Annotated in this window: 26 protein-coding genes; 19 read left to right on the plus strand and 7 right to left on the minus strand. The window is 66.7% G+C overall.

The window, feature by feature from the left end:
• Nucleotides 1-152: 152 nt before the first annotated feature.
• The 16 genes from ABW137_RS00685 (at nucleotide 153) to ABW137_RS00760 (ending at nucleotide 14,468) form a co-directional block, all read left to right on the plus strand.
• Nucleotides 153-482: a hydrogenase maturation nickel metallochaperone HypA/HybF gene (locus ABW137_RS00685; protein ID WP_526395839.1), complete on the plus strand. Its 330-nt coding sequence runs from the start codon at nucleotides 153-155 to the stop codon at nucleotides 480-482.
• Nucleotide 483: 1 nt separating this feature from the next.
• The gene (hypB, locus tag ABW137_RS00690) at nucleotides 484-1,302 is read left to right on the plus strand and encodes a hydrogenase nickel incorporation protein HypB (RefSeq protein WP_526395841.1); all 819 of its coding nucleotides are present in this window, start codon (nucleotides 484-486) and stop codon (nucleotides 1,300-1,302) included.
• Between the two features lie 128 nt (nucleotides 1,303-1,430).
• Nucleotides 1,431-2,486, plus strand: a complete 1,056-nt coding sequence (locus tag ABW137_RS00695; protein WP_526395843.1) for an NADH-quinone oxidoreductase subunit B family protein — start codon at nucleotides 1,431-1,433, stop codon at nucleotides 2,484-2,486.
• 29 nt (nucleotides 2,487-2,515) lie between these two features.
• A complete protein-coding gene (locus tag ABW137_RS00700) occupies nucleotides 2,516-4,315 on the plus strand; it encodes a nickel-dependent hydrogenase large subunit (RefSeq protein WP_526395845.1) in 1,800 nt (599 codons plus the stop codon).
• A gap of 3 nt (nucleotides 4,316-4,318) precedes the next feature.
• A complete protein-coding gene (locus ABW137_RS00705) occupies nucleotides 4,319-5,284 on the plus strand; it encodes a NifU family protein (protein ID WP_526395847.1) in 966 nt (321 codons plus the stop codon).
• Nucleotides 5,284-5,994, plus strand: a complete 711-nt coding sequence (locus ABW137_RS00710) for a DUF5947 family protein (protein ID WP_526395849.1) — start codon at nucleotides 5,284-5,286, stop codon at nucleotides 5,992-5,994. The genes ABW137_RS00705 and ABW137_RS00710 overlap by 1 nt, the downstream gene beginning before the upstream one ends.
• Nucleotides 5,995-6,004: 10 nt before the next feature.
• Complete coding sequence (locus ABW137_RS00715; protein ID WP_526395851.1) at nucleotides 6,005-6,667, plus strand: DUF6084 family protein; 663 nt, start codon at nucleotides 6,005-6,007, stop codon at nucleotides 6,665-6,667.
• Nucleotides 6,664-8,043, plus strand: a complete 1,380-nt coding sequence (locus tag ABW137_RS00720) for a hypothetical protein (RefSeq protein WP_526395853.1) — start codon at nucleotides 6,664-6,666, stop codon at nucleotides 8,041-8,043. Before ABW137_RS00715 ends, ABW137_RS00720 begins: the two co-directional genes overlap by 4 nt.
• Complete coding sequence (locus ABW137_RS00725; protein ID WP_526395855.1) at nucleotides 8,043-8,162, plus strand: DUF6893 family small protein; 120 nt, start codon at nucleotides 8,043-8,045, stop codon at nucleotides 8,160-8,162. The genes ABW137_RS00720 and ABW137_RS00725 overlap by 1 nt, the downstream gene beginning before the upstream one ends.
• A gap of 17 nt (nucleotides 8,163-8,179) precedes the next feature.
• A complete protein-coding gene (locus tag ABW137_RS00730) occupies nucleotides 8,180-8,689 on the plus strand; it encodes a hydrogenase maturation protease (protein ID WP_526395857.1) in 510 nt (169 codons plus the stop codon).
• A gap of 3 nt (nucleotides 8,690-8,692) precedes the next feature.
• Complete coding sequence (locus ABW137_RS00735) at nucleotides 8,693-8,971, plus strand: HypC/HybG/HupF family hydrogenase formation chaperone (RefSeq protein WP_526395859.1); 279 nt, start codon at nucleotides 8,693-8,695, stop codon at nucleotides 8,969-8,971.
• A complete protein-coding gene (hypF, locus tag ABW137_RS00740; protein WP_526395861.1) occupies nucleotides 8,968-11,259 on the plus strand; it encodes a carbamoyltransferase HypF in 2,292 nt (763 codons plus the stop codon). The genes ABW137_RS00735 and hypF overlap by 4 nt, the downstream gene beginning before the upstream one ends.
• Nucleotides 11,260-11,275: 16 nt before the next feature.
• Entirely contained in the window at nucleotides 11,276-11,560 is a 285-nt protein-coding gene (locus tag ABW137_RS00745) for a HypC/HybG/HupF family hydrogenase formation chaperone (protein WP_526395863.1), read from the plus strand.
• Entirely contained in the window at nucleotides 11,557-12,657 is a 1,101-nt protein-coding gene (gene hypD / locus ABW137_RS00750) for a hydrogenase formation protein HypD (protein WP_526395865.1), read from the plus strand. Before ABW137_RS00745 ends, hypD begins: the two co-directional genes overlap by 4 nt.
• On the plus strand, nucleotides 12,650-13,729 hold the full coding sequence (gene hypE, locus ABW137_RS00755; protein WP_526395867.1) for a hydrogenase expression/formation protein HypE: 1,080 nt from the start codon (nucleotides 12,650-12,652) through the stop codon (nucleotides 13,727-13,729). The genes hypD and hypE overlap by 8 nt, the downstream gene beginning before the upstream one ends.
• 1 nt (nucleotide 13,730) lies before the next feature.
• Complete coding sequence (locus tag ABW137_RS00760) at nucleotides 13,731-14,468, plus strand: DUF6390 family protein (RefSeq protein WP_526395869.1); 738 nt, start codon at nucleotides 13,731-13,733, stop codon at nucleotides 14,466-14,468.
• Here the strand turns inward: ABW137_RS00760 and ABW137_RS00765 are convergent, their stop codons facing one another.
• Nucleotides 14,469-14,663, minus strand: a complete 195-nt coding sequence (locus tag ABW137_RS00765; protein WP_526395871.1) for a DUF3046 domain-containing protein — start codon at nucleotides 14,661-14,663, stop codon at nucleotides 14,469-14,471.
• 9 nt (nucleotides 14,664-14,672) lie between these two features.
• A complete protein-coding gene (locus ABW137_RS00770) occupies nucleotides 14,673-15,845 on the minus strand; it encodes a glycosyltransferase (RefSeq protein WP_526395873.1) in 1,173 nt (390 codons plus the stop codon).
• A gap of 65 nt (nucleotides 15,846-15,910) precedes the next feature.
• Between ABW137_RS00770 and ABW137_RS00775 the strand changes: the two genes are divergently transcribed.
• Nucleotides 15,911-16,348 (plus strand): limonene-1,2-epoxide hydrolase family protein, encoded by a 438-nt coding sequence (locus tag ABW137_RS00775; protein WP_526395875.1) that lies wholly within the window; start codon nucleotides 15,911-15,913, stop codon nucleotides 16,346-16,348.
• Complete coding sequence (locus ABW137_RS00780) at nucleotides 16,345-16,755, plus strand: DUF5313 family protein (protein ID WP_526395877.1); 411 nt, start codon at nucleotides 16,345-16,347, stop codon at nucleotides 16,753-16,755. The genes ABW137_RS00775 and ABW137_RS00780 overlap by 4 nt, the downstream gene beginning before the upstream one ends.
• Before the next feature lie 42 nt (nucleotides 16,756-16,797).
• Here the strand turns inward: ABW137_RS00780 and pspM are convergent, their stop codons facing one another.
• The 4 genes from pspM to pgsA all read right to left on the minus strand — a co-directional run bounded on the left by pspM (nucleotide 16,798) and on the right by pgsA (nucleotide 19,654).
• Entirely contained in the window at nucleotides 16,798-17,610 is an 813-nt protein-coding gene (gene pspM, locus ABW137_RS00785; protein WP_526395879.1) for a phage shock envelope stress response protein PspM, read from the minus strand.
• Between the two features lie 39 nt (nucleotides 17,611-17,649).
• A complete protein-coding gene (gene pspA / locus ABW137_RS00790) occupies nucleotides 17,650-18,465 on the minus strand; it encodes a phage shock protein PspA (protein ID WP_526395881.1) in 816 nt (271 codons plus the stop codon).
• 164 nt (nucleotides 18,466-18,629) lie between these two features.
• Entirely contained in the window at nucleotides 18,630-18,953 is a 324-nt protein-coding gene (clgR, locus tag ABW137_RS00795) for a transcriptional regulator ClgR (protein WP_526395883.1), read from the minus strand.
• Between the two features lie 113 nt (nucleotides 18,954-19,066).
• Nucleotides 19,067-19,654 (minus strand): CDP-diacylglycerol--glycerol-3-phosphate 3-phosphatidyltransferase, encoded by a 588-nt coding sequence (gene pgsA, locus ABW137_RS00800; RefSeq protein WP_526395885.1) that lies wholly within the window; start codon nucleotides 19,652-19,654, stop codon nucleotides 19,067-19,069.
• A gap of 42 nt (nucleotides 19,655-19,696) precedes the next feature.
• Between pgsA and ABW137_RS00805 the strand changes: the two genes are divergently transcribed.
• Nucleotides 19,697-20,212 (plus strand): amino-acid N-acetyltransferase, encoded by a 516-nt coding sequence (locus tag ABW137_RS00805; RefSeq protein WP_526395887.1) that lies wholly within the window; start codon nucleotides 19,697-19,699, stop codon nucleotides 20,210-20,212.
• Nucleotides 20,213-20,281: 69 nt separating this feature from the next.
• On the opposite strand, the gene ABW137_RS00810 is transcribed toward ABW137_RS00805, so the two are convergent.
• A partial coding sequence (locus tag ABW137_RS00810; RefSeq protein ID WP_526395889.1) for a DNA translocase FtsK occupies nucleotides 20,282-20,474 on the minus strand: 193 nt, incomplete at its 5' end.

The raw sequence follows: 20,474 nt of genomic DNA on the forward strand, positions 1-20,474 counted from the left end.
AGTTCGGGCCAGCAGTCCGCACGCGGATCCATCGAAATTCACCTTCACGAGGCGCGTCGCGGTGATTTGGCCGAGGCCCCGCTAGCGGACTGCTCGCCGAAAGGACCTTCATCGGCCTATCGTGAGGACATCCCGCCCAGATTGGGGCAGCCGTGCACGAGATGTCGCTGACGCAAAGTGTCGTCGACGCCGTATGCGAACACGCCGCGGGCAGGCGCGTGCGCAGCGTCAAGCTGGAGGTCGGCGCGCTGTGCGCAGTGGTGCCGGACGCGATGGCGTTCTGCTTCGAGCTGGCCACCGAAGGCACCGTGGCAGACGGCGCTCAGCTGGAGTTCGACCTTCGACCCGGCGTGGCCCGCTGCCGCACCTGTGCCGCCGAGTTCGTGCTGAATGACTCGATTTTGTTGTGCCCCTGCGGGAGCGCCGACGTCGACGTGGTGGCAGGTCGGGATTTGAGAATTCTCTCGATGGAAGTGAGCTGACATGTGCGCAACCTGCGGCTGCGGTGACGACGGCGCGGTGATCACGATGGCCGGCGGCCACGCCCCGCCCGAGCGCGACCACCCCCACGAGCACCCCCACGACCACCCGCACCCGCACGATCACCCGCACCCGCACGAGCACCCACATGCCGAGCGGCCGCGGACCGAGACGATCACCCTGGAGCAGAGGGTGCTCGCCAAGAACGACGCCCTCGCTCGACGGAATCGGCAATGGTTCACCGAGCGCGGAATCCTGGCACTGAACGTCACCAGCTCACCGGGCGCCGGAAAGACCACGTTGCTCGAGCACACGATCCGGCGCATCGGCACCCAGCACCGGGTGTCGGTGATCGAGGGCGATCAGGAGACCCTCCTCGACGCCGACCGAATCTCCGCCGCCGGAGCGCGGGCCGTCCAGGTCAATACGGGTGCCGGATGCCATCTGGACGCCGACATGATCGAGCGCGCACTCCGCACCTTGGCGCCGGAACGCGAGTCTTTGCTGTTCATCGAGAACGTCGGCAATCTGGTCTGCCCGGCGCTGTTCGACCTCGGCGAGGACAGCAAGGTGGTGGTCATCTCGGTAACCGAGGGCACGGACAAACCGCTGAAGTATCCGCACATGTTCGCGGCGGCGGAACTGGTGGTGATCAACAAGGTCGACCTGCTGCCATACGTCGACTTCGACCTCGAACTGTGTGCGCGCCATGTCCGTTCGGTCAACCCGCGAGCGCAAACGGTAGCCGTCTCTGCTACCAAGGGCGACGGCATGGAGGCGTGGTTTCAGTGGATTGACCAGCGCGCCGAGCATGTGCGGTGACGATTGCCCAGATGTGATTGACAACACACTTTCGCGGGAGTAGACCGAGAACCAGCGACGCGCAAGTGGGCCGAGGGGCGACTCCTGCGCCGTAGGGACCCCAGCCCGGTCCCGGGAAGCTGTGCAGCATGCCGACCGAAGCTGCCAAAAAAGCGGAAGACACCTTGATTCACGTTCTGTGGATCAACGCCGGACTGAGTTGTGACGGCGATTCCGTGGCATTGACAGGCGCCACCCAACCCAGCATCGAGGAGATTGCCCTAGGAGCACTACCCGGCTTGCCGCAAATTGCGGTGCACTGGCCGTTGATCGACTTCGAGTGTGGACCGACTGGCGGCGCGGACGACTTCCTCGCCTGGTTCTTCAAGGCCGACCGCGGTGAGTTGGAACCGTTCGTCCTCGTCGTCGAGGGGTCGATCCCCAACGAGAACCTGCACGACGAGGGGTATTGGTGCGGCTTCGGCAACGATCCCGCCACCGACCAGCCGATCACCACCAGCGAATGGCTCGACCGGCTCGCTCCGAAGGCGACCGCGATCGTGGCCGTCGGCACGTGCGCGACGTACGGCGGCATCCACGCGATGGCAGGCAACCCGACCGGCGCGATGGGCGTGCCCGACTATCTCGGCTGGGATTGGAAGAGCAAGGCGGACATTCCGATCGTCTGCGTGCCCGGCTGTCCCATCCAGGGCGACAACCTCTCCGAGACGTTGACGTACCTGCTCTACATGGCCACCGGACAGGCACCGATGATCCCGCTCGACGACGCGCTGCGTCCCCAGTGGCTCTTCGGCAACACCGTGCACGAGGGGTGTGACCGGGCGGGCTACTACGAGCAGGGCGACTTCGCGACCGAATACGGGTCGCCGAAATGCATTGTGAAGCTTGGCTGCTGGGGTCCGGTGGTCAAGTGCAACGTGCCGAAGCGAGGTTGGATCAACGGTGTCGGCGGCTGTCCGAACGTGGGCGGCATCTGCATCGGATGCACCATGCCCGGCTTCCCCGACAAGTTCATGCCCTTCATGGACGAACCGCCCGGCGGAAAGATCTCGACGGCGGCGTCGGGCCTGTACGGCTCCGTCATCCGCAATCTGCGCCACGTCACCGGACGGACCGTCGACAAGGAGCCGAAGTGGCGCCATCGGGGCAAGGAACTGACCACAGGAGCCACGCGCACCTGGTAGGTGCACGTGGCACGGAAAGGCAAAACTCAATGACCACCACAGTTCCCGGACCCCAGCACACCAAGAAGGACCCCGGCACGCTGGTCGACATGTCGTGGGATCCGATCACCCGGATCGTCGGCAGCCTCGGCATCTACACCAAGATCGACTTCGAGAACCGCGAGGTCGTCGAGTGTCACAGCACGTCGTCGATCTTCCGCGGCTACTCGATCTTCATGAAGGGCAAGGACCCTCGCGACGCGCACTTCATCACGAGCCGCATCTGCGGAATCTGCGGCGACAACCACGCCACCTGCTCGTGCTACGCGCAGAACATGGCCTACGGCGTCAAGCCGCCCGCGCTGGGCGAGTGGATCGTCAACCTCGGCGAAGCCGCGGAATACATGTTCGACCACAACATCTTTCAAGAGAATCTCGTAGGCGTCGACTACTGCGAGAAGATGGTCTCCGAGACCAACCCCAGTGTGCTGGCCAAGGCCGAGAACACGCTGGCCTCGAACTCGGATGCGCACGGCTATCGCACCATCGCCGACATCATGCGCGCCCTCAATCCGTTCACCGGCGAGTTCTACCGCGAAGCGCTCGTGGTCAGCCGGTGGACTCGAGAGATGTTCTGCCTGATGGAGGGCAAGCACGTGCACCCCTCCACCCTGTACCCGGGTGGCGTCGGCACCGTCGCCACCATCCAGCTCATGACCGACTACATCACCCGCCTGATGCGCTACGTCGAATTCATGAAGAAGGTCGTCCCGATGCACGACGACCTCTTCGACTTCTTCTACGAGGCACTTCCCGGGTACGAGAAGGTCGGCCTGCGACGCACCCTGCTCGGCTGCTGGGGCTCCTTCCAAGATCCCGAGGTCTGCAACTTCGCCTACAAGGACATGGAGAAGTGGGGCGACGCGATGTTCGTGACCCCCGGCGTGGTGGTCGACGGCAAGCTGGTCACCCACTCCCTGGTCGACATCAACCTCGGCATCCGAATCCTCTTGGGCAGTTCGTATTACGACGACTGGACCGATCAGGAGATGTTCGTCCGCAACGACCCGCTTGGCAACCCGGTCGACCGGCGCCATCCGTGGAATCAGCACACCAATCCCAAGCCGCAGAAACGCGACATGGACGACAAGTACAGCTGGGTGATGTCACCGCGCTGGTTCGACGGAAAGGACCATCTGGCCCTGGACACCGGCGGAGGCCCACTGGCGCGGTTGTGGAGCACGGCCCTGGCCGGCCTCGTCAACGCAGGCGGTTACGTCGTGTCCACCGGACACAGCGTGCAGATCAACCTGCCCAAGACGGCGCTCAAGGGTCCCGTCGAGTTCGAGTGGAGGATTCCCGAACACGGTAGCAACACCATCGAGCGCAACCGGGCCCGTACCTACTTCCAGGCGTACGCCGCCGCCTGCGCCCTGCACTTCGCGGAGCAGGCACTGGTCGAGATCCGGGCCGGCCGTACCAAGACGTGGGAGAAGTTCACCGTGCCGGACGAGGCCATCGGGTGCGGCTTCACCGAGGCGGTCCGCGGTGTGCTCAGCCACCACATGGTGATTCGCGACGGCAAGATCGCGAACTACCACCCCTATCCACCCACCCCGTGGAACGCCAATCCGCGCGACAGCTACGGAACACCGGGGCCGTATGAGGACGCCGTCCAGGGACAACCGATCTTCGAGGAGAACGATCGGGAGAACTTCAAGGGCATCGACATCATGAGGACGGTCCGCAGCTTCGACCCATGCCTGCCCTGCGGGGTGCACATGTACCTCGGCGAGGGGAAGACGCTCGAGAAGCTACACTCCCCAACGCAATCCGTCACTGGGGAGTGATACATGGCCTCGCCAGGACCAGTAAGCCCGGAGGCACTCGAAGACGACGCGCGTTGGCGCACGGCAGGTGATCGAATCCAGACTCTGCTGGACGCCAGCGCAGGCAGTGGGACGGTGGTGCGCGAGCGCACCGAGCAGCTGGCCGGCGAGCTGACGGATCTGTATGGCGCGGCGCTGGAACGCATGGTGTCCATCGCGGCCGCGTCGGCTCCCGAATTGATCAGCCGGTTCGCCGCCGACGAGCTAGTGGCCAGCCTCTTGCTAGTGCACGACCTCCACCCCCACGGGGTGGAGCGGCGGATCGAGGACGCGTTGGAAAGTGTCCGGCCGTACCTCGGGTCGCACGGCGGTGACGTCACACTGCTCGACGTCACGGACGACGGGGACGGAATGACCGCGCGTCTTCAGTTCGCCGGTAGCTGCAAGAGCTGCCCGTCGTCGGCGGTCACCCTCGAGTTCGCCGTCGAGGACGCCGTCCGCTCCGCCGCCCCCGAGATCACCTCGATCCACGTCGTCGCAGCGGAAGCTCCCGATGCCACTTCGTCATCGGGTCTGATCTCGGTGGAGTCCCTGATGAGCCGGATTCGCCAGGGGGACACCCCAAGTGCCGGGTGGCATCGACTTCCGGACCTCGAGGACCTCGGCCCCGGTGAGGTCGGCGGATTCCTGGTGGCGGGGGTGCCGATCCTGGCCTGTCGCATCGGCGACGAACTGTTCGCGTACCACGACCGGTGCGGGAGTTGCCAGGAGTCCATGGCGGGCGCCGCTCTGCACCGGCCGTTGGGGGCGAGGACGGGCGAGGTCGTACTGCGCTGTCCGCGCTGCCACGCCCACTTCGACGCCATCCACGCCGGCGTGGGCGTGGACGGTCACCGCGACTCGTCCGCACATCTCGACCCGATCCCGCTGCTGGTTCGCGATGGCGTCGTGTCAGTAGCGGTATTGGCCGAGGCCTCCGGGGTGATGTGATGGCCGAAGCCAATTCCCGGGTCGCTGCGCTCTCCCCCGCAAGCGGGGGGACCCCCAGCACAGGAACGCCATATGACGTATTGGCGCGGATCCGGGCCAGCAAGCGGCCCGTTCAGGCCACCGGCGAGCGTTGCGAGATGTGCGCCGAGCCGATCGCCGACGAACACCAGCACGTCGTCAACGTCGCAGCACGCCAACTGATGTGCACGTGTCGGGGCTGCTACCTGTTGTTCTCCGATCCGCACGCCAAGCTTCGCTACCGCGCGGTCCCCGACCGATACCTGACGTTCGCCGACTTCAAGCTGGACCGGCGCGCCTGGGAAGCGCTCCAGATACCCGTCGGGCTGGCATTCTTCTTTCACAACTCGGACATGGACAAGACCGTCGCCTTCTACCCGGGTCCGGCGGGTGCCACCGAGTCCGAGCTGGACCTCGACGCGTGGAGCACCATCAGCGGCGCCGACTCTCGGTTGGACATGCTCGCCGACGACGTCGAAGCACTGCTGGTGCGCGTGCCCGATCGCGATCACGCGGACCCCGAGCTCAACGCCGAAGCCGAGTGCTACCTGGTTCCCATCGACGCCTGCTACGAGTTCGTCGGCAGGCTGCGAATGCTGTGGCGCGGCTTCGACGGCGGCTACGAAGTCCGCGATTTCATCGACCAGTTCTTCGAGCGGATCAACGCGCGCAGCAAGGTGGCCAGCACATGAGCGCACGAGCGTGAGCGACCTGACGTTCACCGTGACGGACGTGACCGCAGAACAGTTCTCGGTCACTCCGCGACTCGTGGCGCGCGTCGGCATCGCCACCGATGACGACGAACGGATACAGGCCATCGCATTGCGTTGCCAAATCCGCATCGAACCGATGCGCCGTCCATACACCGACGAGGAGGCCGAAGGCCTTGTCGACCTGTTCGGGCCGCGCGAGCGATGGATGAACACCCAGCGCACGTTCCTGTGGCAGCACAGCACCGCGATGGTGCAGGGCTTCTCGGGTGCCACCGAGATCTCGTTGCCGCTGGAGTGCACGTACGACTTCGAGGTCGCGGCATCGAAGTACCTGCACGCATTGCGCGGCGGCGCCGTTCCATTGCTGTTCCTGTTCAGCGGGACGGTCTTCGTTCCTGGCGAACGCGGGTTCTCGGTGCGACAGGTGTCGTGGGAGTGCGAGGCGCAGTACGCCATGCCGGTGACGGTTTGGAACGACCTGACCCGGCAGCACTATCCGAACGCGGGCTGGGTGCGGCTCGGCCATGACACCGTCGCCGCGTTGGCCGCCTACAAGTCCGCCCGGGGGATGCTGGACTTCGAGGACGCGGTCACCACGCTGCTGGCCGAGGCCAAGGAAGGCATCCAGTCACGGCGCGAGGAGGTCACGTGACACCGACCTGGGACCGCGCTCGCGCCATCGCCGACGCGGTGCTGTACGAGGGATACCTGCTGTATCCCTACCGTGCCACGTCCAGCAAGAATCAAACCCGTTGGCAGTTCGGGGTGGTCGGGCCGCCTGGGGCATCCGCCGCCGGCCTCGGCGAGAGTGACACGCTGTCGGCTCAGTTCCTGATCGACGGCGACAGCCTGCTCACCCTCGTCGTGCGATTCCTCCAGTTGCAGCACCGCCGCGTCGAACGCGCCACCGGCGGTGCACGATTCGAGCCCGTCGACCAACTGGCCAGCGGCGCGCAGACGTGGGTTACCTGGGACGAGGCAGTCGAGTGCGAGCTCACCTTCGGCCCCTTCGACCTCGCCGACCTCGGGCAGGGACGCACCCTGCCGGTCACGGTCGCCGCGGGTGAGGAGACAGAAGCCGTCGACGGCGGTCGACTGATCCGGACCAGGGCCGCGATCCGGGCCGAACTGGGCATCGCCGTCGAGCGCGACGAAGGGCTGAACCGGGTGAGCGTCTCCGTGCGAAACACCGGCGCCCCCGCGAGCGACAAGGACACCGCGATCGCCGCGTCCCTGATCGGCACCCATGTGATCGGCGAAGTGGTTGGCGGACAGTTCGTTTCGCTGCTCGAACCACCGGATTTCGCAGCGGCCGCGGTGTCGCGATGCGGGCAGCACCGCTGCTTTCCGGTACTCGCGGGACGACCGGGCGAACGCGACCTGATCCTGATCTCCCCCATCATCCTCTACGACCATCCCGAGATCGCCGAACAGAGCGAGGGGGCTCTGTACGACTCGACCGAGATCGACGAGATCCTGACGCTGCGCGTGATGACCATGACCGACGAGGAGAAGGCCCAAGCGAGGGCGACCGATCCGCTCGCCGCCCAGCTCATCGACCGGTGCGACTCGATGTCGCCCGAGGCGATGCAGCAGTTGCACGGCATCCTGCGCAACCCACACGCAGGCGAACGCGCCGAGTTCGGCGAATTGGACGAACAGATGAGGGCGGAGGGCCTGATCCCGGAGATCCCCGAAGGCGTCGACTGGTGGGACCCGTTGGCCGACACTGCCGTCCGTCCCGACGTCGACGCCGTGCTGGTGGACGGGGTGCGGGTGGCCGCAGGCAGCCGGGTGCGGCTGCGGCCGAGTCGGCGCGCCGATGCTCAGGACATCTTCTTCGCGGGAAGGACCGCCCGCGTCACCTCCGTGCACGAGGACGTCGACGGTCAGCAGTACGTCGGCGTCATCGTCGAGGACGACCCCGACGTCGAAATGCCCGATTCCTACGGCCGCTACCTGTACTTCGCCCCGGAGGAAGTCGAACCACTCGCAGCACGTGTCGTCAGCCCAGATAGGAGTTCGTGATGGACGCAATAGGTTGGATAGCCACCGGTGTCGTCGCCGTCGTCATCGTGGCAGGAGTGGTGGTCGGCGTCAGGTCGATTCCGGACGTCCAGCGGTACGTGAAGATGCGGAACATGTAGAACGGGCCGTCGGCTTCATGACGACCCGGATTCTGGTGGCTGGCATCGGCAACGTCTTCCTCGGTGACGACGGCTTTGGATCCGAGGTCATTCGCCATGCCGCAGGGCCGTTGGCGCAACGCCGTTTTCCAGGCGTCGCCGTCGAGGTCGTCGACTACGGCATCCGCGGCATGCACCTCGCCTACGACCTCCTCGAGCGTTGGGACGCCCTGGTGCTCGTCGACGCCGTGCCGGACCGCGGGCATCCTGGCCGGTTGCACGTCTTCGAGGCCGACCACGACACCCTCGCGCCCACCACGGGTCTCGAGTCGCACAGCATGGACCCCGCCGCCGTGTTCGGGACGCTCACGGCGTTGGGCGGTACTGCGCCCACCACGTTCGTGATTGGTTGCGAAGTGGCGAACGTCGACGAGGGCATGGGTCTGTCGGAGCCGGTGGCGGCAGCGGTGCCGGACGCCGTGGCGGCGCTCGACGGCGTGCTGTCGGACCTGACCGCCGGGGCAACGCCCCTGGCGCGAAAGGGCTGAATCATGTGTCTTGGCATACCGGGGCAGGTGGTCGGAATGCTGGAGGGCTACGGCGACCAGCTGGCACTCGTCGACGTCGCCGGTGAGAACCGCAAGGTGAACATCGGCATGCTGCCCGAGGAGACGTTCAGCCCGGGCGACTGGGTGATCATTCACATGGGCTTCGTCGTCGAAAAGACCGACAGGGCAGGCGCCGCGGCCGCGATGGCCGGGCTGGAGCTGATGGGCAGGGGCTCCGAAACGGGAGATGACCCCCATTCAGACCCTCGGGCGTTCCCATGACCCTGCGGTGCAGGAAGCGCATCTGTGTTCACGGCGTCGTTCAGGGCGTGGGATTCCGGCCGTTCGTCTACACCGCGGCGGCCGCCAACGGCCTGTCTGGCTCGGTGCGCAACGACAGCTCCGGCGCGATCATCGAAGTCGAGGGGGACGAGCGGGACGTCGCCGCCTTCCTGACGGTCTTGACGCAGCGGCCGCCGCCGCTCGCGGTCATCGAAACCGTTGAGGAACGGGATGTTCCGCTCGTCGGTGGCACCGGATTCGAGATCGCCGACACGTTGCGGTCGGAGGGTGGCCGAACGCTGGCCTCCCCCGACGTCGCGATGTGCGCGGACTGCGCGGCCGAGTTGCGCGATCCGGCGGACCGGCGCTTCCGGCATGCGTTCGTCAACTGCACGAACTGCGGTCCGCGGTTCACGATCATCGCCTCGCTCCCCTATGACCGTGCCACCACCACGATGGCGCCGTTCCCCATGTGCGCCGACTGCGCGCGCGAGTACGTCGATCCCGGCAACCGGCGTTTCCACGCTCAACCCATCTGCTGTCCCAGTTGCGGCCCCACCCTGCGCTTTCGGGACCGCACGGGTGTCACCGCAACTGCGGAGGACGGCCTGTCCGACGCCCGCAGGCTGTTGCGCGACGGCGGGATCCTCGCCGTGAAGGGCATCGGTGGTTACCACCTGGCCTGCGACGCGGGCAATGAAGCCGTCGTGGCGGAGCTGCGCAGGCGCAAGCGACGCGAGGCCAAGCCGTTCGCGGTGATGGTGCCCGACGTAGCGGCAGCACGCACGATCGCCGAGGTGGACATCGCGTCCGCGCGGGCGCTCTGCGGCCCTCAGCGTCCGATCGTGATCATGCCGCGGTCACCGCACGCGCCGGTCGCCAACTCGGTGGCCCCGCACAACCCCGACCTGGGTGTGCTGCTGGCCTACAGTCCCATCCACACGTTGCTCTTCGGGTTGCGCGGCGACCCACTCGGGCCGCAGACGTTGGTGATGACGTCGGGAAACCTCGGTGGCGAGCCCATCTGCTTCACCGACGACGACGCATTGGTCCGGCTGGCGCACCTCGCCGATGGTTGGCTGCTGCACGACCGGGCCATCCTGGTGCCCTGCGACGACTCCGTGGTCCGCGTGGTCGACGGCGATGAACTACCGCTGCGGCGCTCACGCGGTTACGCGCCCCTCCCGGTCGCGTTGCCGGTCGCCGTGCCCCCGACCCTGGCGGTGGGCGCCGACGTGAAGAACACGCTGGCGGTCGCCGAAGGGAACTATGCGTGGTTGAGCCAGCACGTCGGCGACATGGATGACCTCGCCACGCTGTCGGCGTTCGACGCCGCCGAACGGCATCTGCGCGCGCTGACCGGCGTGGCACCGGTGGTGATCGTCGCCGACGCCCACCCTGGTTACCGGTCCACCGCTTGGGCGGATCGCAACTGCGACACGAAGCCGGTCCATCGGGTACAGCATCACCATGCACACATCGCCGCGGTGATGGCCGAGCACGGATTCGACGGCACCGCACAGGTGCTCGGGTTCGCCTTCGATGGCACCGGCTACGGCCCGGACGGTGCGGTGTGGGGCGGCGAGGTGATGATGGCAGATTACAAGGGTTATCAACGCCTGGCTCACCTGAAGTACGTGCCGCTGGCCGGTGGCGATGCCAGCGTCCTACGTCCCTACCGGATGGCGTTGGCGCACTTGCATGCCGCGGGCATTCCGTGGCAGGACGACCTGGCGCCGGTGCGGGCGTGCCCCAATGACGAACGTCGGGTGCTACGTCATCAGCTCGAGACGGGGCTGGCTTGCGTGCCGACCTCCAGCATGGGTCGACTCGTCGATGCCGTCTCGGCCTTGGCAGGCGTGCGTCAGGTGGTCACGTACGAAGCACAGGCGGCGATCGAACTCGAAGGCCTGTCCCGCGACGTCGACACGGGCGCGACCCGGTACGCCTTTGGGATCGACGCCCACGAACAGGAGACGTCGATCGACCCCGCTCCCCTGCTGTCGGCGGTCGTCACCGATGTCCGCGCGGGCGTGCCCGTAGGTGTGATCGGGGCGCGGTTCCATTGGGCGGTCGCCTGCCTGATCGCCGACCTCGCCGAGACCTACCTCCCGCGATCGGACCGCGCCATCGCGCTGTCCGGTGGCGTCTTCCAGAACGGCATGCTACTGATGCTCACGTTGAACATGCTGCGCGCCAAGGGCTTCGAGGTTTTCAGCCATCGAAGGGTCCCGCCGAACGACGGTGGCATCGCGCTGGGGCAGCTATTGGTGGGGAACTCGTCATGAGGAAGGGAGAACGCTGATGTGTCTTGCGGTTCCGGGAAGGATCCTGAGCATGAACACCCGCGACGGTGCGCTGATGGCGCTCGTCGACTTCGGCGGCATTCAGAAGGACGTCTGCCTGGAGTACATCCCCGACGCGATCGTCGGAGAATACGTGGTCGTCCACGTGGGTTTCGCGATCCAGCGACTCGACGAGGAGTCTGCACAACGCACGCTGGCCGAGTTCGAGCACCTCGGCGTGCTCGACGAGGAGTTCGGCGACGGTTTCGAGATTGCCGCCAGGCAGGCAGGGGTGAGGACATGAAGTACCTGGACGAATTCAGCGATCCGGATTTGGCGGGCAAGCTGATAGCTCAGATCAAGGCCGCGACCAGCCACCGCTGGTCCATCATGGAAGTGTGTGGCGGGCAGACGCATTCGATCATCCGACATGGAATCGACCAGCTGCTGCCCGACGAGATCGAGATGATCCACGGCCCAGGCTGCCCGGTGTGCGTCACTCCCCTGGAGATGATCGACAAGGCGCTCGCGATCGCCTCGCGCCCCGACGTGATCTTCTGCTCGTTCGGCGACATGTTGCGCGTGCCCGGCAGCGAGAAGGATCTGTTCCGGATCAAGAGTGAGGGCGGCGACATCCGCGTGGTGTACTCGCCACTCGACGCGCTGACCATCGCCAAGGACAACCCCGACAAGCAGGTGGTGTTCTTCGGGATCGGATTCGAGACCACCGCGCCGGCCAACGCCATGACCGTGTATCAGGCCAAACGACTTGGGATGAAGAACTTCTCGCTGCTGGTATCCCACGTGCTGGTACCGCCCGCGATCGCGGCGATCATGGAGTCTCCGACCTGTCGGGTGCAGGCGTTCCTCGCCGCAGGCCACGTGTGCTCGGTCATGGGCACCGACGAATACCCGGAACTCACCGAGAAGTACCAGATCCCGATCGTCGTCACCGGATTCGAGCCGCTGGACATCCTGGAGGGCATCCGGCGCACCGTGATTCAGCTCGAATCCGGCCGCCACGAACTGGAGAACGCCTACCAGCGCGCCGTTCAGGCAGCCGGCAACCGGCCCGCCAAGGCGATGCTCGAGGATGTCTTCGAAGTCACCGACCGTGCGTGGCGGGGCATCGGCACCATCCCGCAGAGCGGCTGGCGATTGTCCCCCGCCTACCGGGAATACGATGCGGAGCACCGCTTCTCGGTTACCGGAATCCACACCGCCGAGTCGGCCATCTGCCGCTCGGGTGAGGTATTGCAGGGCATGATCAAGCCGCACGAGTGCGCCGCCTTCGGGAAGGAGTGCACACCGCGAAATCCGTTGGGCGCGACGATGGTTTCCTCCGAGGGCGCCTGCGCCGCCTACTACCTCTACCGGCGGCTCGAGGTGACACATGCCTAATACGTCGGCCGAGAACGGGGCGACCATCGACATGGAGGCATGGGTCTGTCCCATGCCACTTCGGGACTCGCCCAACATCGTGATGGGACATGGTGGCGGCGGGGCGATGTCCGGTGAACTCATCGAGCATCTGTTCCTGCCTGCGTTCGGCGGCGCCGCGGACGCGGGCATGGGCGATGCGGCCGTCATCGAGGTCAACGGGGTGCGCCTGGCGTTCTCGACCGACTCATTCGTGGTCAAACCCCTGATATTTCCTGGCGGTACGATCGGCGATCTCGCGGTCAACGGGACCGTGAACGACCTCGCCATGGCCGGCGCCCGCCCGCTGGTGCTGTCGACGGCGTTCATTCTCGAAGAGGGCACCGCGCTCAGCGAGATCGCGCATGTGGCTCAAACTCTCGGCACGGCTGCGCTGACGGCGGGGGTGCGGCTCGTCACCGGCGACACCAAGGTGGTGGACGCGGGCCACGGTGACGGCGTGTTCATCAACACCGCTGGAATCGGCGTCGTCGACGAACGCGTCGACATCCGTCCCGACCGGGCCGCGGCGGGTGACGTCGTCATCGTCAGCGGCGACATCGGTGTACACGGCGTGGCGGTCATGAGTTGCCGTGAGGGACTCGAGTTCGCGACCACCGTCGCCAGCGACACCGCGCCGTTGCACGGGCTGGTGGCGGCCATGATCGACACCGGCGCGGATTTGCACGTCCTCCGCGACCCCACTCGCGGTGGCGTCGCCGCAACCCTGAATGAGATCGCGAAGATCGCCGGCGTGGGCGTGGCGCTGGACGAGCGCACCTTCCCCATCCCCGCGGAGGTGCGCGATGCGTGCGGGTTACTGGGCCTCGATCCGCTGCAGGTGGCCAATGAGGGCAAGTTGCTGGCGTTCGTCCCGCCCCACGACGCCGATCGTGTGTTGGCCGCGATGCGAAACCATCCCTTGGGCATCCGCGCCGCGGTGATTGGCCGGTGCGTGACTGACCATCGCGGCATGGTGGTCGCGCGGACCGCGCTCGGCGGCACCCGCGTGGTGGACCTGCCGATCGGTGAACAACTCCCGCGGATCTGCTGACGTGACCGTCTCCACCGAGCAGCAGGTGCCCGCGGGCCATGCCTTGTTCGCGCGGTATGCGTTCCCGCCGAACGAACTGGGGTACTGCGGCCCCGCCGACGCCGACGTCCTCCTGCGAGTTGAGAATGCAGCCGAGGTCGCCTCCCACGCGAAGGATTTCGAGGGCGCGTGGCCGTATCTGACGGCGATCTCCGATGCGGTGGGTGCCACCGAGCCACTGGAGGAGGAGGTGGTCCGCAGTTACTGGGTGGGCGGTCCACTCCTTCGGCGGGTGGACTCCCACACCTTGCTGTCGACGTTGCGGTCGGCGTTCGCCGGGCAGGTCACCGGCGTTCTGGCCGACGTGAGTCCGAGCGGTGTGCTCGCTCACCACAGCTTTCACGTGTTCGCGGTCTATCCGTGGGTGCGGTTCCTCGATCGTGATCCCGCAACGCCGGTGAAGGTGATGCAAGCCTGCCGGATCCGGTGGGGCGTCGTCCGTGAGGTCGACGACGACTGGGCCGTGGTCAGCGCAGCCCCGCTGACGTTCGGCGAGCGCGTGCTGCGGCTCGGGGCGCCGGTCGACGAACGCCTGCGGTGGCGCCGGGACGGCTCCTCGTTGGCGCCGCGCCCCGCCGTTGGGCAGACGGTGTCCGCGCACTGGGACTGGGTCTGCGGGGTACTCACCGATGACGACGTGGCTGCGCTGGCACACGCCACCGAGACCACCCTCGATCTGGTCAACGCGGCAAGGGCCTGATCACCACTGGTCTCGCGGAACGTCGAAGTCGGCGCACAACGCGCGCCATACGTCACGCGGTTCGATCCCCGCCTCGATGGCCTGGGCCGCGGTGCGACCGCCCAGACCGGTCAGGACGTGATCAACGAGCAGGGACCCACCTCGCACCTCGCCGAACTGTCCCTCGACGAGTTCCCGGAATTCCGTCAACCGCACGCCACCAAACTACCGAGACGCCGCCAGCGCGTCATGGCACACCCGTACCGGATCGGCCACGTGGTCGATGCCGACACGCGCCAGCAGGGCTCGTTCCCGGTAGCCGGGCGACGCCAGAACGTCGTCAACGGCGGCGGCCAACGCCTCCCGCGTCAGCGGCCTGATCAACCGCCCACTGCCTTGGCGCACAACGCGATTGGCGATCTCCCACTGATCGCCGCCGCCGGGGACGACGACCATCGGGACGCCCGCGAGCAACGCCTTGGACACCATGCCGTGCCCGCCGCCGCAGATCACCAGATCCGCGCGGGCCAGCAACTCGTCCTGACGCCCGAGACCGACGACCGCCCACGGCGGCACCGTCGCGTCGGGCCCGCCGAGCCGCGACACCACCACTCGCGAGCCCGGTGGCAGGGTCTCACCGGGGGTCAACGTCTCCAGCGCCACCTCGGCCATGCCCAGCATCCCCGTCGTCGCCGTCGACGGGGCGACCATCACCACCGGTCCGGATCCTTCTGGGATCTCCAGAACGGTCGACGTCGGCTCGAAGTGCAGCGGCCCGACGACGACGGCGTCGTCGGGCCAGTCCGGACGGTCCACCTCCAGGGCGGGCAAGGTGGCGATCAGCCTGCGGAGCGGTCCGGGGTCGGTTGCGGGCAATCCGATCTCGAGCCGGGCGGCCGAACGCTGACGGTCGCCGGTACGCACGGAACGGGCGGTCAACTGCCGCATCACCGCGTCGCGCAGCCTGCCACGCAACCCCACGCCGGGGGCCAGACCGCTACCGAGCGGAGGCAGACCCTTGGATGGGCGGTAGAGCGGGTGGGGATTGAGCTCCACCCACGGCACCCCGAGCAGTTCGGCCGCCATGCCGCCGCATGCGGTGATGACGTCGGAGACCACCAGGTCCAGATTCAGGTCGCCGAGCCGTGGCGCGTTGAGCACCGCCATGCGGGCCGCGCGTCGGTGGATCTTCTCACCGGCATCGGTGTCGTCGTCGAGGTCGATGGGATCGAGGCCGTCGAGAAGCAGCGCCTCGATACCCACCGCGTGGGCCGCCGCCAGCCACCGGTCACCGGTCAGCAGGGTCGGTTGGTCTCCGGCGGCCAGGAATCTCAGGCACAGCGCCATCGCCGGAAACGCGTGTCCAGGGTCTGGACCTGCCACCACGGCGACGCGCATCGGCCTACCCTCGCACACCCGGCGATGAGCGTTGACGCGACGAGCAGAGGTTTAAGCTTGGGCCCATGACCGACCCGACGTCGACCGTGACGGGTGCGAGCAACACCCTCACCGTCGAGACCTTCCTGTTCGCCGTCGCCGACGAGGACTTCGACACGGTGCACGCGCTGCTGGCCGACGACGTGAAGTGGCAGAACGTGGGGCTGCCGACGATCGCAGGCCGCGAACGCATCGTGAAGTTGATGCGCAGCGGTCAGGGCCGTCTCGGTTTCGAGGTGAAGATCCACCGCGCCGCCGCCGAGGGCAGCGCCGTGCTCACGGAGCGCACGGACGCGCTGGTCATCGGCCCGCTGCGGCTGCAGTTCTGGGTGTGCGGCGTGTTCGAGGTGAACGACGGCCGAATCACTCTGTGGCGGGACTACTTCGACTTCTTCGACTTCACCAAGTCCATCGTCCGTGGTGTCGCGGCAATCGCCGTGCCCTCGTTGAAGCCCCGGCTGTGACCGGCGAACGCACCAAGCCGACCGTTCTGCAGTACATCGGTTACTGCTACGGGCGGCGGCTGCCCAACTCGATGCGGCAGTGGGTGGCCGACGATCTCGCGGGTCCGGGCGCCACCGTCCGGATGATGGTGCGAGTGTTCATCCCTGCGGTGCTGATCCTGCTGCCGTTCTGGTTGATCCCGATGTCGCTGTACCTGCACATGTCGACGACGCTGCCGATCCTGATCCCGTTCGTGTTCTTCTCGCATGCGCTGAACAAGGTGTGGCGGCGGCACATGTTGCGCAAGCACGGGCTGGATCCCGGTCTGGTGGACTACCTGGCGCGGCAGCGCAACGCGCCCATGCACGAGGCCTACATCGAGAAGTACGGGCCGCGTTCCGGTCCGACGAGCAGCCAGGACATCTGACTCTCCCCCAATCAGGCGCCCGCCCAATCAGGCGCCCGCCAATCAGGCGCCGCGGAGGTGGCCCAGCTCGTCGAAGGCCTGGGCCCAGCCAGCGAGCCGGTCGGTTGCCGCCCCGAGTTCGTGGCGATGGCGTTGCGCCGACATGGGCGAGCTGGACATCGATCCGGCGTTCGCAGCGGACACCAATTGAGCTGCCGCAGTCACCATTTCGTTGTATTGCCGGACGCCGGCGTCGAGCTGGCCGGTGAACGCCCTGATGGTTGGCTGCAGGTGGGCCCGCGACTGCGGGGCCGCGTTCACGGCCCGTTCCATGGACACGACGTCGTTGGCGGTGGCCGCCATGGTGGCCGCGGTGTGGTTGGCAGCGGCAATCACCTCGCGCAACTCGTCGGCCGGCAGCATTCGCCCGCGCTCCATCACACCCAGCAACGAGAACAGTCCGCGCTCCGCGGCTGCCAGCGCCGCGAGGGGCTGACGGGCCGCCGATCCCCACGGGGGCAGGCGACGCCGGTTGCGCTCCGGCGGCAGGGGTTCGCCCCTGAGCCATCGGTATCTGAGGAACGAGAGCGTCGCGAGGAACGCCGCCCCGACCGCAATGGCGCCGGGGATCGGCAGCACCCAGGCGGGAATGACGTCCCAAGAGCCGAGGATGGCGGTCACGACGATCCACAACCCGGTGGAGAACGTGAAGAACAGCCCGGCCCTCAACGCCCACCGACGCTTGCGCAGGAGTTTGGCTCTCGGATCAGCGGCGGTACCGAGCTTCTGCGCCACCACGTCGGAGAATTCCGCGGCGGTGTCGACGCCACGCTGCACCAGCGAGCGCCATGCCTCCTGTCGTCCCGTCGCTGCCATGGTGTCCTTTTTACCTGCCGTTTCGGGATCGCGTGAAAGCTACTGCGAGAGTGGGTTTTCCGGCGCCGCCGTCGGCTTCGAGAGCGGAGTGGCCGGCGTGGTGGGTGCGCCCGCTCCTCCGGACGGAAGGGCGTCACCACGCATCGAGGCCCGAATCTGCTCCAACCGGGAGTGGCCGGCCATCTGCACGCTGGCCTGCTGGATCTCCATCATCCGGCCCTGCACGGAGTTCTGCGCCAGCTCGGCCGAACCCATCGCGTTGGCGTAGCGACGCTCGATCTTGTCCCGCACCTCGTCGAGGCTCGGCGTGCTGCCGGGCGCCGAGAGCTCGCTCATCGAGCGCAGGGATGCGCTGACCTGCTCCTGCATCTTGGCCTGCTCCAGCTGGCTGAGGAGCTTGCTGCGCTCGGCGATCTTCTGCTGCAGCACCATCGCGTTCTGCTCGACGGCCTTCTTCGCCTGACCGGCCGCCTGCAGAGCCTGGTCGTGCAGGGTCTTGAGGTCTTCGACGCTCTGCTCGGCGGTGACCAGTTGGGCGGCGAACGCCTCGGCGGCGTTGGTGTACTCGGTGGCCTTGGCGGCGTCACCCGAGGCCGCCGCCTGGTCGGCGAGCGTCAGGGCCTGGCGGACGTTGACCTGGAGCTTCTCGATGTCGGCAAGCTGACGGTTCAGCCGCATCTCCAACTGGCGCTGATTGCCGATCACCTGGGCGGCCTGCTGCGTCAGTGCCTGGTGCTGGCGCTGCGCGTCCTCGATGGCCTGCTGAATCTGCACCTTCGGGTCGGCGTATTCGTCGACCTTGGAGCTGAACAGCGCCATGAGGTACTTCCACGCCTTCGTGAACGGATTGGCCATCGGTTCATTCCGCCTTCGTGTTCTCGATCGGGGGCAAGTGCGCCTGTCCCCGGATGGGCTCCAGTGATCGTGCTGCTTTCGCTACCTGCCAACTTATCGGTTCAGCGCAGATCACCACACCCCCGCGGGCTTTTCCGAACTCCCAGGGCGCGCCTCGAGCGGCTCTAGGCCACCGCCATGGAAACGACCTGCGGAATGACGACCTTGGTAGACACGTCGATGTTCGCTGCGCTGACAGGTCGCCTGGCCAGCTCGTGCTGCTCCATGGTTTCGCCGGCATCGGACAGCACCCGTGACAGGGGGACCTCGAGGGCGCCGCAGATGGCACTCAGCAGCTCGCTCGACGCCTCCTTGCGTCCCCGTTCGACCTCGGAGAGGTAGCCGAGGCTGACTCGGGCATGGTCCGACACCTCTCGCAGCGTGCGGCCCTGCGAGATGCGAGCCTGCCGCAATACGTCGCCGATGACTTCGCGAAGCAATGTCGTCATAGCGTTCTCCTCACAACAAAAGACGTGGTCAAGCGGATTGGATGAGACAAAACGGGTTTCACTTACATCCAGAACGCCCACACCAGCCGGAATGGTTCCCGGGACGGCTCAACTCACGGTCGAATGCGGGCGACCCGGATCGCCGAGACCACGTAGTCGACGCCCGTGACGACGGTCAGCACGATCGCCGCCCACATGAACACCCAGGCGCCGGTGTGCCACATCCCGCCGAGCGGAAGGACGAAGAGGCCGATCGCCACCGACTGGACCAGGGTCTTCAGTTTGCCGCCGCGGCTGGCGGGGATCACTCCGCGCCGGAGGACCGCGAACCGCAAAATCGTGACGCCGATCTCACGGATCAAGATGACCACGGCCACCCAGACCGGGAGAACGTCGATCATGCACAGCCCGATCAGCGCGGCGCCGATCAGCGCCTTGTCGGCGATCGGGTCGGCGAGCTTGCCGAATTCCGTGACCAGGTCGTAACTGCGGGCGACGGCGCCGTCGATTCGATCGGTGATGACCGCGGCCGCGAAGACCGCGAAAGCGACCAGCCGCCAATACGTTTCGTGCCCGTCACCGACGAACAACGCGAACAGGAAGACGGGCACCAGGACGATGCGCAGTCCTGTCAGCACGTTGGCGACATTCGCCACGCTGGCGCGCGGCACCAACGGATCGACCTCAGACTGGCCCGGCACGGCATCAGAATATCGGTTGATGAACCCGATACCCTCGCAGCTGTGATCGGAGCGCCCAATCCGGACGGGCTGGTGGTCCGTCGTGCCCGCACTTCGGACGTGCCAGCTATCAAGTCCCTCGTCGACGTCTACGCGGGCAAGATCCTGTTGGAGAAGAACCTCGTCACCCTGTACGAGGCGGTTCAGGAGTTCTGGGTCGCCGAGCTCGACGGGGAATTGGTCGGCTGCGGCGCTCTTCACGTCCTGTGGGCTGACCTCGGCGAAGTGCGCACGGTCGCGGCACATCCGCGGCTGCGCGGCCGCGGCGTCGGCCATGCCGTGGTGGAGCGGCTGCTGGACGTCGCACGGGATCTGCACCTGCAGCGAATCTTCGTGTTGACGTTCGAGACCGAGTTCTTCGGGCGGCACGGCTTTAGGGAGATCGAGGGCACCCCGGTCACCGCCGAGGTGTACGAGGAGATGTGTCGGTCCTACGACATCGGCGTGGCCGAGTTTCTCGATCTGTCCTACGTCAAGCCCAACATCCTCGGCAATTCGCGGATGCTGTTGATTCTGTGAGCGTCCCGCTCAGCTTCTTCTTTTGAGCGTCCCGCTCAGCTTCTTCTTTTGAGCGTCCCGCTCAGCGGGTCAGTCCTCGTCGTCGAGGTCGCCACCGTTGGCATCTGCGCCACCGCGGATCAACATCAGAGTGCCCGCCAACTCGTCGGGCTTGACGAGCACCTCGCGCGCCTTGGACCCCTCGCTGGGGCCGACGATGCTGCGCGTCTCCATGAGGTCCATCAGCCTGCCCGCCTTCGCGAAGCCGACACGCAGCTTGCGC

The sequence above is a fragment of the Mycobacterium sp. genome (genome assembly GCF_040509115.1).
Lineage (GTDB): Bacteria > Actinomycetota > Actinomycetes > Mycobacteriales > Mycobacteriaceae > Mycobacterium.

Excerpts from the sequence above, each read along its gene's own strand:
- ABW137_RS00695 (WP_526395843.1), top strand. The coding sequence starts at position 1,431 with ATGCCGACCGAAGCTGCCAAAAAAGCGGAAGACACCTTGATTCACGTT.
- hypD (WP_526395865.1), top strand. The coding sequence starts at position 11,557 with ATGAAGTACCTGGACGAATTCAGCGATCCGGATTTGGCGGGCAAGCTG.
- ABW137_RS00730 (WP_526395857.1), top strand. The coding sequence starts at position 8,180 with ATGACGACCCGGATTCTGGTGGCTGGCATCGGCAACGTCTTCCTCGGT.
- ABW137_RS00710 (WP_526395849.1), top strand. The coding sequence starts at position 5,284 with ATGGCCGAAGCCAATTCCCGGGTCGCTGCGCTCTCCCCCGCAAGCGGG.
- pspA (WP_526395881.1), bottom strand. The coding sequence starts at position 18,465 with ATGGCCAATCCGTTCACGAAGGCGTGGAAGTACCTCATGGCGCTGTTC.
- hypB (WP_526395841.1), top strand. The coding sequence starts at position 484 with ATGTGCGCAACCTGCGGCTGCGGTGACGACGGCGCGGTGATCACGATG.
- ABW137_RS00775 (WP_526395875.1), top strand. The coding sequence starts at position 15,911 with ATGACCGACCCGACGTCGACCGTGACGGGTGCGAGCAACACCCTCACC.
- ABW137_RS00700 (WP_526395845.1), top strand. The coding sequence starts at position 2,516 with ATGACCACCACAGTTCCCGGACCCCAGCACACCAAGAAGGACCCCGGC.
- ABW137_RS00745 (WP_526395863.1), top strand. The coding sequence starts at position 11,276 with ATGTGTCTTGCGGTTCCGGGAAGGATCCTGAGCATGAACACCCGCGAC.
- ABW137_RS00705 (WP_526395847.1), top strand. The coding sequence starts at position 4,319 with ATGGCCTCGCCAGGACCAGTAAGCCCGGAGGCACTCGAAGACGACGCG.
- clgR (WP_526395883.1), bottom strand. The coding sequence starts at position 18,953 with ATGACGACATTGCTTCGCGAAGTCATCGGCGACGTATTGCGGCAGGCT.
- ABW137_RS00725 (WP_526395855.1), top strand. The coding sequence starts at position 8,043 with ATGGACGCAATAGGTTGGATAGCCACCGGTGTCGTCGCCGTCGTCATC.
- ABW137_RS00770 (WP_526395873.1), bottom strand. The coding sequence starts at position 15,845 with ATGCGCGTCGCCGTGGTGGCAGGTCCAGACCCTGGACACGCGTTTCCG.
- ABW137_RS00735 (WP_526395859.1), top strand. The coding sequence starts at position 8,693 with ATGTGTCTTGGCATACCGGGGCAGGTGGTCGGAATGCTGGAGGGCTAC.
- pspM (WP_526395879.1), bottom strand. The coding sequence starts at position 17,610 with ATGGCAGCGACGGGACGACAGGAGGCATGGCGCTCGCTGGTGCAGCGT.
- hypE (WP_526395867.1), top strand. The coding sequence starts at position 12,650 with ATGCCTAATACGTCGGCCGAGAACGGGGCGACCATCGACATGGAGGCA.
- hypF (WP_526395861.1), top strand. The coding sequence starts at position 8,968 with ATGACCCTGCGGTGCAGGAAGCGCATCTGTGTTCACGGCGTCGTTCAG.